Below are 13,856 nucleotides of genomic sequence, written 5' to 3' on the forward strand. Positions count from 1 at the left end.
CATGTCCTTTGCCATAGATTTGGACCAGGCATTATTCCGGAATCAGGGGGAAATAGCGTCTGCTAAAACATACAGAACGCTTTATACCAGAAGGCACATGGCCTATGCCTTTTTTCACAATCTGGATAACTTAGAAGACGGAGAAACAGTGTATATGCAAAACGTCCCAGAGCTGGTTCATACTGCCTTTCCGGCTTTGATAGAGTTTTATCGGAATTTTATAGGGAAGTTTGCTGATAATGAAGAGGCAATCCGGTTAATGTGCAGGTTTTACCCCAAAGGAAACATACCCAAGCTTTCCGGGGACAGGACGGCAGAGGCGCTTTTTACGCATATCCGGCATGCGGGTTCTTTGAAGGACCGTGGATATGCTTATCATGGGATTGAGATGATTAAGAAATACATCCGCAATGTTCCAGTGGCGGTTCTGGATAATGTCCTGAAACAGTATCGTATGTATGGAATTATTAATGATACGGTTTACCGCCATCAGATTCATGCGATTATAACAACGTCTTCGTTATCCGATGCTAGACAGAAAGAGTATAAATTCTGGTATCTGGACTCCCTGATTCTTGTAGATATCCTGAATAAAACCTTATATAAGAAGCTGCAGTCGGAAACGGAAGACGTGGAAAGGGCATTTCTTGGGGATATAAACCTGGATACGGATACTCTGGAAGTCTTTGAAAATCCACGGGGATATTGGGGGAATGGCGGGATTGGAAACCGGTCATTTTATCTGAATGATATTTTGGAGTATACTATCTCTTTATATAAAGGTAATGTGACTGTATTAAATAAGAACGCTCATGTCAAGGAAGATTTTCCTTTTGACATTGGAGACTGGCGGTTGGATGGCTACTACGGACGGCAGGAGGAACAGAAACTTTACGGTGTTGTTCATGGCAGTTCGGGGGAGAAAATCAATTATAGACAGATGATGTTTTCGCTGCTTTACCTAAACCGATATCACGGGATGGAAGAACAGCAGATTGATTTTGACCATCGGTATCATTACGATATCCGGAGAAAAAAATTACAGTTAAGCCAGGAGAAGGGGAGACGGATCCATCATTTTTATGGAAAGGCCGTGTCCTCCCTTTCCTGCATTGTGGGAAAGAACGGAAGTGGCAAATCAAGCACCGTGGATTTCCTGAGGGGAACATTCCTAAGGCTGTTAAAGCTGATGGAGGAAACCGATATCATATTGGAGGATGGCTTCATTCAGAAAGATGCGGTCCGGGATTATCATATCTTAGAGGAGTATACGGAGTTCCTGGTGGTGTTCCGCCTGGATGATGACGCATATTATGTGACGAATATAGACGGACTTAGGGTGGATCAGGCCATACCTTTAAAACCTTTTAATAGGGGAATCATCAGAAGCTTCAATGAATTCAGCAAGCTGTTCTATTTCTCCGGTTTGTTGAAGAATGATTTAGAACCTTTTGCGGACACGGCGCAAAGAGGGGATGGGAAGAACGGCGGCAAGCAGGAACAGGCAGTGATGTTGGATGACTTTAAGCAGTATGATTACTCTGAAATGGGAAGCTTTACGGAGAAAATCACGTGCTGGAAGGAAGGGATGGCAGGGAATGAGGATTATATCAATAAGGAGTTATGTTACCAGTTTACCTTTCTGAAATGCATGGGACAGGATAGGGTGAACCGTCTGCTGGATTTAAAGGCAGATAAGGTATTCCATGTGAGGAGGGTGATGTCAGAAGATAAAAATGAGGCAGAAGAACAGTTTACCCTGGGTCAGATTGAAAATAACCATGAAAAGGTCAAAAGCCTGCTGGAAAAGTTTGTACATTGTCCGGATGCAAAGATAGAATATTTCTCATCCGGGGAGTATGCAAAATTTGCATTTCTGGCAAGGCTGTTCTGGATGCTTGAAGGCCGTCAGTATGAGAAAACGTTTTATGAGGAATTGGTGGGTAAGAATATCTTTGGCAGTGAGGAAACGCTGCTGCCGGGGGAGACGGCTATGATTTTTATTGACGAAGGGGAGGTATATTATCACCCGGAGTGGCAGAGATGTTATATTGATACGCTTTTAAACATGATAAATGAAAAATTAAACCAGGAGCGGGTACAGATTGTGATTACAACCAACTCTCCTTTTATCCTGTCAGATGTATTAAGGGAAGACGTGGTTTATCTTTCAGGGGAAGAGGAGACAGCCGCGGAAATGCGGGAAAAGGAAATCACATTTGGACAGAATATCCACCGTCTGCTTCGCAGGAATTTCTTTATGGAAGCTACGATTGGGGAATATGCGAAGACAATGATCCAGGAAATGATAGGCGTTCTGCAGGGCGGGAGGAAGCGTAAGGCGGCAAGGATGGAAGATATCCGCACATTTTTGCACCAGTACTATTCCGAACTAGAGGACGGGGAGGAATGTGAGGCCATACAGGGATTGATTGACCAGATAGGAGAACCTGTTTATAGGGATAATCTGGAAAAACTTGTAAGCATATATAAGGCAGAAGATAAGGAATGGCAGATAAATGAGATGCAAAAGGAAATCCGGCAGTTGGAGGAAAGGATACAAAGGCTGAAGCATGATTAAGATTCATACATATACAAATGGATTCCAGGAGGAATATTTTGAGGCAGTACGAAAGAATGTCGGCATAGGGGACATGAAAGCAGTTGCAGCCAGCAGCAAAAAGTTCCTGCCCCTGGATTTTTTCACTGCAAAGGATGCAGAGGGCCGGTTCAGGGAATTGATTTTGGCCCCTTATAAAAAGCTGAAGGAGGCTGAGCAGTATATAAGGAAAAATAAAATGGCGGAAATGGAGGCAGAATGCCGTGACAATCATTCACCCCATAAGCCGCAATTAACGGATTTATATTATAGGTTATACAAAGCCTTTCGTGATGTGGCGAAGTCTGAGAAGGACGGGAAGTCGCTGCGGGTCAGGCTGGTAGGGAACACCGGATTGACGGTATGTCCGTATTGCAACAGGGATTATATTAATGCAAGGGCACGGAATGCATCCGGGGCGCAGCTGGACCATTTTTTCAGCCGCTCAAAGTATCCGGTTTTTGCAGTAAGCCTTTACAATCTGGTTCCGGCCTGCGGGAACTGCAACCGTATTAAAAGCGGAGGCAGCAAAGCGTTCGCCTCTCCCTTTGATGAGGAAATTAATTTCAACCAGGAAGTGAGATTTTCTTATAAAGCCAAGAAAGACGGGTACATCGTCAAAATTGAGACAGACAATGAATGCATGAAAAATAACCTTAAGCATATGAAAATCCGGGAGGCTTATGCAATTCATGAGCGCGATATTAAGATGATAATAGAGAAACAAATGGAATATTCCAAAAGCCAGATAGAAGAATTTCAGAAAATGTTTAAGGAGTTAAATGATTCGGGAAAAATCTATATAACAGAAGACGACGTGAAAAGGGCTGTTTTTGGACCGCCAATCAGCGAGGAAGATATGAAAACCCGTTCATTGGCTAAAATGTACCATGATATTTATGATAAATTGGGGATATACCCTGTTACAGCCCGGTCAGACAGCTGAGCCGCAAAAAAACAAGGTAAAGCACGGCTGTCCTTTGTAATGCGGCTGTTTAGGATTCCTGGAAGCAGAGAGGTACTGGAAATAAAAAGCATTTGTCATTTTGTACAAAATTAATTAAATGAATTAAACAATATGACGAAACGTAAAATTTTCCATAAATCCCATTGACATTTAGCTATTTTGACTATATTATTGAGTTACAAACTTGTGGTAAGCGGATAAGTACACAAACTCTCATAGGCCCAATCCCTTGCCACAATAATTGATTAATCAAATTAATAAATTAAACAAGAGTCAAAACAAGGAGGATGTAAGATTATGAAGTATTTCTTAGACAGTGCAAAGCTTGATGAGATCCAGTTAGCCTACAACACATTTGGTATTGACGGTGTTACCACCAACCCAAGGCATATCATGCTCAGCGGGAAACCGTTCCTCACAGCCATCCAGGGCATTGCGGACTGGATTAAGTCCGAAGGACTGGACGGATATGAGCGTTTCCCGGTCTCCGTTGAGATCAATCCCCATCTGGACGAGGCGGAGGCAATGCTGGCAGAGGCCAGGAAGATTGCAGCCATCAGCCCTAACTTCGTAATCAAGATCCCGGCAACCGAGGCAGGTGTCACGGCAGCCAGGAAGCTGGAGGCAGAGGGAATCAGGACCAATGTGACCCTGGTATTTTCTCCGGCCCAGGCCATCCTCCCGGCAAAGAACCATTCACTGTTCGTATCCCCGTTCATTGGCTGGAAGGAAGCCAACGGAGAGGACTGTAAGACATATATCCAGAATATTGTGGACATTTACAAGAACTACGGATTCTACGGAAAGACCCAGATCATCTGCGCTGCAATCCGGACACCAAAGCAGATTGTGGACTGCGCCGTGGCCGGGGCGGATATCATAACAACCGGACTGGCCGTGTATCAGGATACCATGAAGCATGCCTATACCAACCAGGGAATCGGCACCTTCATTGATGCATGGGATCATACGATTACAGAATAAAAGGAGCAGGACAGATATGAAGATAGGGTTTATCGGACTGGGAATCATGGGTGAGTCCATGAGTGAGAATATTGTAAAGAAACACAATGACACGGTGTACGTATTTGACTTTGTAAAGGAAAAGACAGAGCTTCTGGCATCCAAGGGAGCCGTGGCCTGCAGTGATTCCGTGGAACTGGCAAGGAATTCGGACGTAATCATTTCCATGGTGCCAAAGTCAGAGCATTCAAGGTCTGTGTACATGGGAATCCTGGACGTGCTGGATTCCACCAAGACCTGTATCGACATGAGCACCATCGACCCAAGCGTATCCGTGGAGATTGCCGGGATGGTGAAAAAAACTGGCGCCGGATTCATCGATGCACCGGTTGTCAAATCCAAACCCGCCGCCGTTGCAGGTAAGCTGGGAATCTATGTGGGCGGAGACAGGGAGACATACGAGGCCATGCGCCCCATCCTCCTTTACATGGGTGAGAATGTAAAGCACATGGGAGAGAACGGCAAAGGACTTGTGATGAAAATCTGCCACAATGCCCTGGTTTCCCAGATTCAGAACGGGGTCAATGAAACCATCAGCCTGGCGGGAAGGAACGGGATTTCCGTCATGGATTACGCGGAAGCCATTTCCTACGGCGGAGGCCAGAATTTCTATCTGGATTCCAAGAAGGGTGTGATAGAAAAAGAGGACTATACCACTGCATTTTCCGTGGAAAACATGGCCAAGGACGTGAATATCTGCATGAAGCTGGCAGAGGAATCCGGACTTTCCATGCCGGGTGAACAGGCGGCTGGCCAGGTTTATGAAAAGGCCCTGGAACAGGGATATGGGAAAGAGGATTTTTGTGCTACTATAAAGGTAGTGAGAGGCTGATCCGGAGAGAGGAAGGAAAGACGGAACATGGATAATACAATGATGGAACGCCTGAACCAGGTCAACGGCATTCCGGTCCGCCCTGTGGACTCCAAAGAGTTTGAGACATATGGACGGATTATAACGGGCTATGATTTTTCTGACCTGATATCATATATGGAGACAAAGTCAGACATCCCGGAGAACGGCAATATCTATCTGCCATCGGTTCCAGGGATGGAGGAGGCGCCTGTGACGGCCTGTCTGCGGGACGGCTTCTACGGCGGCATGGACATCCAGGTGGGATATTGCAACGGCAGGAACACTACATACAACGGATTTGAGTATCACAAGGGAAGCGAGATCAACATTGCAGTGACGGATTTCATGCTGGTGCTGGGGCATACATGGGAGATAAAGGACAACACATACAGGGTGGAGGACGCCAGCGTGTTTTTTGTGGAAAAGGGGACAGCCATTGAGATGTACCAGACCACGCTTCACTTATCCCCCTGCCGTGTGACGGACCAGGGATTTAAGGATATCGTGGTTCTTCCAAAGGGAACCAACACGCCATTAAAGAACCGGACGGCTCCGGCCACGGACGAGGAAAAGCTGCTTCTGCAATGTAATAAATGGGTCATTGCCCATCCTGACCGGGAACCCTTAATCCGGCAGGGCGCATTCCCGGGGCTTCTGGGAGAGAACAGGGAGCTTAGGTATTAAATCAGGCTTTAGGATTAACATAAACAATAAAACACCGCCCAGGTCCAACTTGTATCCTGGCAGATGGGGCTGGACCCGGGCGGCGTACAGTTGAGGCACGTGTACCATCAACGCATATCAATGGTATCACAACGGCCCGGCTGAGTATACAGGTAAATTGTACAAAATTAAAAAACGGGGGAATATTTATGGAACATTTAATGTTTACATTAGTGACGTTCATTTTTTTTACGGCCCTGGTGGGTGTGATATCTGCAAAGATAGTAAAGGGCGGGGATGACCAGAAGACGGCAAAGGGATATTTCCTTGCGGGAAGCGGTCTGGGCGGTACCTTCATCGCCGGTTCCATGCTGCTGACCAACCTTTCGGCCGAGAACCTGGTAGGGCTTTCGGGCCAGTCTTACGCAGCCAATATGTCGGGAATGGCATGGGAGGCAACGGCTGTGATTGCAACCATTGTCATGGCCTTTGTATTCCTTCCGCTGTATCTGAGGAAAGGCTATACCACGCTTCCTGAGTTCATGGAAGAGCGTTACGGCATCTTTGTGCGCAGGATGGTTTCCTTGTTCTTCCTGGTAGGATACCTGCTCATAGGCATTCCTGTCTGTCTGTACGCGGGGGCCATCGGTTTTAACCAGATATTTGACCTGTCGAGTATTTTCGGCATCAGTTCCCAGACAGCGCTTACCATCCTGATTGTATTGGTTGGCATTATCGGCGCGCTGTATGCTGTACTCGGAGGTCTGAAAGCAGTTGCCGTATCCGATACGATCAACGGCGTCCTGCTGGTAGCTGGTTCCCTTTTGGTGGTGATATTCGGATTCATCGCAGTGGGCAATGCCAAGGCGGACGGCGGTTTTGCTGCGGGCGTAAACTATGTGCTGGATAACAATTATATGCAGTTAAATGCCATTGGCGGCAAGAATGACCCGGTTCCCTTTGCATGTATTTTCACCGGCATGGTCCTGGCAAACCTGTTTTACTGGGGCACCAACCAGGTGCTGATCCAGAGGGCATTGGGCGCAAAGAACCTGAAGGAAGGACAGAAGGGCGTATTGATTTCCGGTTTCCTGAAGATGATGGTTCCCATGCTTCTGGTGCTTCCGGGCGTCATCGCTGCAGCCCTGGTTGGAACCGGTCTGGAGAGCAAGGATTTCGCATATCCCACATTGGTTGCCAGATCCCTTCCGTGGCCCGTGGTAGGATTGTTCTGCGCCGCGCTGTTCGGTTCCGTTATCTCCACTTATAACTCCTTCCTGAATGCGGCTTCCACCGTATTCATGGTAGATATCTATAAACCGATTTTCAATCCCGGATTGTCGGATGAGAAAACAGTGGTTTATGCAAAAAGGATTGGCTGGGGCTTTGCAGCATTTGCAATCTGCTTTACCCCGTTCCTTCAGGTCCTGAGCACTGGCCTTTATGACTTCGGGCGCAGCTTTACCGGATTTTACAACATCCCCATCATTACCCTGGTCTTAATCGGCATGTTCAGTAAAAAGGGTTCATCCATGGGGGCGGTTGCGGCATCCGCATGGCATGTATTCTTTTATTCAGGCTATAAGTTCTGGTTCAAATACATTGACATGCCTTTTACCAATGCAATCCTGGGCATCAACTATATGCATATTTACGCGATTTCGTTCGTCATCATGCTGGTCATCATTTTCGTATGTGCCAAGATACAGCCCAATGACAAGATATTTGACAACAGCACTCAGAAGAATGCCAGCTATGACATGACGCCGTGGGTACATAAAAATGCAGTTGCCATCTGGCTGGTTTCCTTCCTGGTATATGAGTATTTCCTGTTCTCACCCGCCGGCTTTGCCACACCGGACAGGAACATGGGCCTGATCGGCGGCGTGACCCTGGCTCTTGCGGCTGAGACCGTAATCCTCTATCTGATGGAGAAAAAAAAACGGGTAAGCGCAAACGCGTGCCAGACAGTGAATGCGGAAGGATAGGAAAATGATTTAAATCTCCCGCAAAGTGGGACGCACAGCTGGCGGAAGACAATTTCCAGACACGCCCTGGCACCGCCGGAGGGCGCTGGATGCTATCAATTACAGGCAAGGAGGTTTCATATGGAGTTTATTCGTAAGGAAATGGACTGGGAGTTAAATGCAAACGGCCGCAGCATACTGGAATGCAAAGGCAGCAAGCCCATGATTTACGTTGGATACGGGGAAGAATCCGTGGATATGTACAGGGGAAATTTTAAGATTGAGGACTATGTGGTGGAACGGCGTCCTTTACATGTGACCGGGATTACAGAAGGGCCGGAGGGCATTTCCATGGACATGGAAGGGCAGCTTACGCTTACGGTCAGGGTTGAGGGAGAGTGCGCGCTCCTCTCCTTTACCCAGGTGGATCCGCGCATCAACCGGTTCTGGTTCCGGGTGGAGGCGGATGAGGAAGAGTGCTGTTACGGCTGCGGCGAGCAGATGTCGTATTTTAACCTGAGGGGAAGGCATTTCCCTTTGTGGACCTCTGAACCGGGGGTGGGAAGGGATAAGACCACCTATGTGACCTGGCGCTCCGATGTGGAGAACAAGGCGGGAGGGGATTATTATAACACCAACTATCCGGAACCCACCTATGTCTCTTCCAGGCATTACTATCTCCATGTGGATTCCACTGCCTATGCTGATTTTGATTTCAGGAACAGGGAGTTCCATGAGCTGCAGATATGGGAAGTGCCTGCATCCATCCGCATAGAGGCAGCCCCCACCTTTGTGGAACTGCTGGAAAAGCTGACAGCATTCCTCGGGCGCCAGCCTGAACTTCCTGAATGGGTATACAACGGCCTGATCATCGGCGTACAGGGAGGCAATGAACGCTCCTTCGGACTTCTTGACAGGACCCTGGAAAAAGGAATCAAGGTGTCCGGCCTGTGGTGCCAGGACTGGTGCGGCAAACGTGTCACGTCCTTCGGAAAACGTCTTCAGTGGGACTGGCAGTACCATAAGGAAATGTATCCGGACCTGCCAAAGCGCATTGAGGAGCTTCACGCCAGGGGCATCCGGTTCCTTGGCTATATCAATCCCTATCTGGTCAATGACGGCGTCCTTTATGAAGAGGGGAAGGCAAAGGGCTACTTTGCCACCAAGGGGGATGGAAGCGATTACCTGGTGGATTTCGGCGAGTTTTACTGCGGCGTGGTGGACCTGACCAACCCGGACGCATATGAGTGGTTTAAGGACGAAGTGATTAAGAAGCACAGCCTGGACATCGGCATTGACGGCTGGATGGCTGATTTTGGGGAGTATCTCCCAACGGATGACTTAAGGCTTTACAGCGGTAAATCCCCCATGATGGAACACAACCGCTGGCCGGCCCTCTGGGCAAAATGCAACTACGATGCGGTAAAGGAAGAGGGCAGGCTGGGAGAGGTTGTATACTTCATGCGCGCCGGCGGAACCGGCAGCCAGAAGTACTGTACCCTTTTATGGGCAGGGGACCAGTCCGTGGACTTCACCATCCATGACGGCCTGGCAACGGTAATCTGCGCGGCCCTAAGCGCGGGCATGACCGGATGCGGACTGAGCCACAGTGATATTGGCGGCTATACCTCCCTGTTTGACAATACCAGGACAAAGGAACTGTTCTTAAGATGGTCCGAGATGGCCATGTTCACGCCGGTGATGCGCACCCATGAGGGGAACCGGCCGGACACGAATTTCCAGTACTATGAGGATGAGGACTGTATGGAGCAGCTGGCAAGACTGGTGGATATCTACACCATGCTGTCCCCGTACATGAAGGTCCTGGTTAAGGAAAATGCCGAAAAGGGCATCCCGGTGCAGCGACCGCTGTTCCTTCACTATGAGGAGGATGGGAAAGCATATGGCATCCAGTATGAATACCTGCTGGGACGTGACCTTCTGGTGGCCCCAGTCTACCTTGAGGCCAGGGAAGACTGGGATGTGTATCTTCCGGAAGGCGGATGGGTCCACCTGTGGACAGGGGATGTGTATCAGGGCGGCGATGTGAACGTGGAAGCGCCTCTGGGCTATACCCCGGCATTTTACCTGAAGGATTCATCGTACGCGCCTTTGTTTGAGGAAATCCGCAGGAAATATGGGACAGCGGCGTCCAGGGATTAAGGTGTGGATATGAGATACGCAGCATTTTTCCTTGTCATATTATTGTCCAACATCATCCAGGGAATCACAGGCTTTGCAGGGACCATCCTTGCAATGCCTCCCAGCCTGATGCTGGTAGGGTATAATACAGCCAAGCCGGTGCTTAACGTGCTGGGCCTGCTGTCCGGGATATACGTGTTTGCCGGGCACAGGAAGCATGTGTGCTGGGGCGAGCTTAAGAAAATCGTGGCCGTGATGGCAGTTGGGATTGTGGGAGGCATTTTCCTGAAAGGCTTTTTTGCGGGAAGGGAGAGGATGCTCTACGCTTTGCTGGGACTGTTTGTTGTCTGTCTGTCCGTTCAGGGGCTGTGGAAGCTTCGGATGGAAAGGCAGGAGGAGGCAAAGGGCCAGGCTGGAGGGCCGGATAAGGCAGGCGGGCAAGGAACGGAAAGGCTGCGGCCAGGTGGTGCTAAAGCCGTGGAGCCGCAGGCAGCAGGAACATTCAGGGAATCATCGGCCCAGGAATCCCAAACCACCCCGGCCCTGTACCTTCTTCTTGGCCTGGCCGGGATTGTCCATGGTATTTTCGTATCGGGCGGCCCCCTGTTAATCGGCTACCTGACCAGACGGATCCAGGATAAGGTCAGCTTCAGGGCCACCATTTCCACGGTGTGGGTGGTGCTCAACACCATCATCATGCTGGATGATATCCGTTCAGGGTTATGGAACCCGGAACTGGTAAAGATACAGGTGGTTTCCATTCCCTTCCTGTTGGCTGGCATGGCGGTCGGAAGCCGTCTTTATGCGAAGATGAGCCAGCGCCTGTTCATGCTGATTACATATGTACTTTTGTTTCTATCGGGAATTTCCCTGTTAATAAAGTAAAGGAGATATAAAAACATGAAATACCAAGTTGCATACATACCGATTGGAGTACCTACCTTTCATTTGGAAAGCGCCCAGGTGGAATTTGATAAATCATTGGGCCTGATTTCCTCCCTCACAGAGGACGGCGTTTACCCGGATAAAATGCTTCTGTCCATGGATGACCTGTGCGCCTTTCTGGATACAATCAATCCTGGTCTTATCATCCTGCAGAACATCACCTTTGCCAATGCGGCCTTTGCAGGCGAGGTGCTTAAACGCTTCACCTGCCCTGTGCTGCTGTGGACCCTGAGGGAGCCGGTGATTGACGGCGGACGCCTGAGGCTGAATTCCCTGACCGGGGCATTCTCAGCGGGCAATGCCCTGCGTGCGTTCAGGGGCGGCGAATTTGAATATGTCTTCGGTTCGCCGGAAGAAGATGAGGTGGCTGGCGCTGTTAAGGCAGCCATTGGCGCAGCCAGGATAAAGCACCAGATGCGGGAGCTGAAAATGGCTTCCATCGGCCATACGCCCCAGGGCTTTGGGTTCGGAAGGGCGCTGGATTCCGAGCTTATGCGCGCCTTTGGGGTGACCCTGGAATCCATTGAGGCCAGGGAACTGATTGACAAGGCAAAGTCATTTACGGATGAGGAATGCGCTCCCTGCCTGGAGGAGGCAAAAGCCATGATGGTGGGGCTGGAGGGCACACCGGAGAAGAACGTGAAGGATTTTGCCAGACTATATAAGGCTTACAAGGATTATGTGGCTGGGAACCATATCGGGGCCTTATCTTCCAGGTGCTGGCCGGACTTCTTTACATCCTTTGGGACCCCGGTATGTTCCGTGCTGGCCATGCTCAATGCGTCGGGGATTGCCGCAAGCTGCGAATCCGACGTATACGGGGCATTGTCCATGTACATCGGGACACAGCTGACCGGCAATGCCGCATTTTTCGGGGACCCTGTGTCCATGGATGAAAAGGAAGGGACCATTACCTTCTGGCACTGCGGAATGGCGGCCTGCACCCTGGCAAGAAAGGATACCGGGGCACAGGTGGGCGTACACCCCAACCGCAAGATTGGCCCGGTCATGGATTTTGGATGCCAGGCATGTGAGAAAGTGACCATTTTCCGGGTGGGCCGTAAGGCAGACGGAAGCTTCCGGTTCTTCATCGCCTCCGGCGAGGCCCTGGACCGTCCAAAACAGTTCTGCGGGACTTCCGTGGTGGTGAAGACAGAACATGATGCCAAGGATATCATAGTGAAGAGTGTTAAGGGTGGCTGGGAACCGCATTTTGTGGTGATTTACGGGGATGCGGCCCAGGAGCTTACCATGCTGGCGCATATGATGGGGATGGAGGCCTGTGTATATTAGGGCGTGTTTGAAAATTGCTTTCCGTCGGCTGTGCTTTGCCGGGTATTGCTTTGCCCGGTATCCAAGTTTTCCTTGATTTTAAATGTGTTTGCACCTATACTGATATGAGATGTGATTTATAATATCCCGGTGGACCGGGAAATGAGATGGAGGGAGAAGATATGGGCTATACGGGTATTAACCTTGAAAATGTAAAAGTGAGTAACCGCAGCGCCATATTGAAACTTCTCAATGACCATGGCGCCATGTCCAGAAAGGACATAGCCCTGGAACTGGGCCTGACCCCGGCCACGGTTACCCTGATCTGCACCCAGCTGCTCTCTGCCGGAATCCTTGTGGAAAAAGGGGAGATGGAAGAGGAGAAGCGGGCAGGCAGGAAAAAGGTATCCATTGATATTAATTATCAGTATAAATACGTGCTTTCCGTGAGCATAGAAGCCCCTGAAACCTGTATATCCATCAGCGACCTGAAGGGCAGGCTGATTGCAGGCAGGAAGCTGAAGACAGACGGCGCCCTTAAGCCGCAGGTATTCTTAAAGCAGGTGGCGGATGAGGGCAAGTCCCTTATGTGGGAACAGGGAATATCAAAGGAATCGGTTCTCGGCGCGGGCATATCCCTTCCCGGCCCCGTGAAGCGGGATACAGGAGTCAGCCTTCATGCTTACCGCATATGGAATGAGGCGGTGCCGGTTGGGGAGTATATGAAGATGTATCTGGACCTTCCCGTGGTGGTGGAAAATAACGTAAAGGCATTTGCCGAGGGGGAACTGATATACGGCACAGGCAAAAATCAGGAAAACCTTCTGTTCATCAAATGGGGGCCGGGTGTCGGTTCTGCCATCATCATACAGAATAAGATATATGACAGCCAGAATTCCAAGACCGCGGAAATCGGCCACTATATCGTGGAGCCGGGAGGGCTTCCCTGCCGCTGCGGCAGACGGGGCTGCCTGGAGACCCATGTGGCCACCCATGCCATGGCCGAGCGTGTGAGGCGGGCCTGCACAAAGGAGTCCATGCCCGGACTCTATGCATTCGTGGACGGGGATGTGGAAAAGATTGAAGTCAGGAACATGGAACAGTGGATAGAGATAGAAGACCCGGGACTTCAGAAAATCATTGATGATATTGTGGAGCGGCTGGCCAGGACCGTGGTGAACACCATCACCCTGCTGGCCCCGGATAAGGTCATCATCTATGGGTTCATGTTTGAAATGGACCATATCCAGAAACGGTTCCTGGACTTCTGTACGTATTATGATTCCCTGTATGACGGGGATTATATCCTGAAATCCGGCCTCAGTGACCGCATTGGATACATCGGGCCTCTGGCAATTGTTGTGAATGAAATGTTCCTGGGGATGTAAGACCCATTGGATTAAGAGGAACAAGGGAGTCCGGATC

General features: G+C 49.6%; 10 protein-coding genes and 1 pseudogene. All 11 read left to right on the plus strand.

Annotation, left to right across the window (positions count from 1 at the left end; translation table 11 throughout):
- Positions 1 to 259: 259 nt before the first annotated feature.
- The 11 genes and pseudogenes from MCJ35_RS02080 to MCJ35_RS02125 all read left to right on the plus strand — a co-directional run bounded on the left by MCJ35_RS02080 (position 260) and on the right by MCJ35_RS02125 (position 13,819).
- Positions 260 to 2,581 (plus strand): ATP-binding protein, encoded by a 2,322-nt coding sequence (locus MCJ35_RS02080; protein WP_155858393.1) that lies wholly within the window; start codon positions 260 to 262, stop codon positions 2,579 to 2,581.
- Positions 2,574 to 3,545, plus strand: coding sequence for an HNH endonuclease family protein (locus tag MCJ35_RS02085; protein ID WP_240299332.1), 972 nt, complete (start codon positions 2,574 to 2,576; stop codon positions 3,543 to 3,545). Before MCJ35_RS02080 ends, MCJ35_RS02085 begins: the two co-directional genes overlap by 8 nt.
- Positions 3,546 to 3,863: 318 nt before the next feature.
- Entirely contained in the window at positions 3,864 to 4,550 is a 687-nt protein-coding gene (locus MCJ35_RS02090; protein ID WP_025483232.1) for a transaldolase family protein, read from the plus strand.
- 16 nt (positions 4,551 to 4,566) lie between these two features.
- Positions 4,567 to 5,421 (plus strand): NAD(P)-dependent oxidoreductase, encoded by an 855-nt coding sequence (locus MCJ35_RS02095; protein WP_025483230.1) that lies wholly within the window; start codon positions 4,567 to 4,569, stop codon positions 5,419 to 5,421.
- Between the two features lie 39 nt (positions 5,422 to 5,460).
- The gene (locus tag MCJ35_RS02100; RefSeq protein WP_025483229.1) at positions 5,461 to 6,126 is read left to right on the plus strand and encodes a DUF4867 family protein; all 666 of its coding nucleotides are present in this window, start codon (positions 5,461 to 5,463) and stop codon (positions 6,124 to 6,126) included.
- Positions 6,127 to 6,314: 188 nt separating this feature from the next.
- Entirely contained in the window at positions 6,315 to 8,093 is a 1,779-nt protein-coding gene (locus MCJ35_RS02105; protein WP_025483227.1) for a solute:sodium symporter family transporter, read from the plus strand.
- A gap of 14 nt (positions 8,094 to 8,107) precedes the next feature.
- Positions 8,108 to 8,230, plus strand: a pseudogene (locus MCJ35_RS31780) (DUF6783 domain-containing protein); the annotation flags it as partial.
- Positions 8,214 to 10,235 (plus strand): alpha-glucosidase, encoded by a 2,022-nt coding sequence (locus MCJ35_RS02110; RefSeq protein WP_025483226.1) that lies wholly within the window; start codon positions 8,214 to 8,216, stop codon positions 10,233 to 10,235. The pseudogene MCJ35_RS31780 and the gene MCJ35_RS02110, both read left to right, overlap by 17 nt.
- A gap of 9 nt (positions 10,236 to 10,244) precedes the next feature.
- Positions 10,245 to 11,099, plus strand: a complete 855-nt coding sequence (locus MCJ35_RS02115) for a TSUP family transporter (RefSeq protein WP_034576370.1) — start codon at positions 10,245 to 10,247, stop codon at positions 11,097 to 11,099.
- Positions 11,100 to 11,114: 15 nt separating this feature from the next.
- Complete coding sequence (locus tag MCJ35_RS02120) at positions 11,115 to 12,452, plus strand: fucose isomerase (protein ID WP_240299333.1); 1,338 nt, start codon at positions 11,115 to 11,117, stop codon at positions 12,450 to 12,452.
- A gap of 161 nt (positions 12,453 to 12,613) precedes the next feature.
- Complete coding sequence (locus MCJ35_RS02125; RefSeq protein ID WP_240299334.1) at positions 12,614 to 13,819, plus strand: ROK family transcriptional regulator; 1,206 nt, start codon at positions 12,614 to 12,616, stop codon at positions 13,817 to 13,819.
- The last annotated feature ends 37 nt before the right edge of the window (positions 13,820 to 13,856 follow it).

Source organism: Enterocloster sp. OA13, from assembly GCF_022440595.1.
GTDB classification, from domain to species: Bacteria; Bacillota; Clostridia; order Lachnospirales; family Lachnospiraceae; genus Enterocloster; species Enterocloster hominis.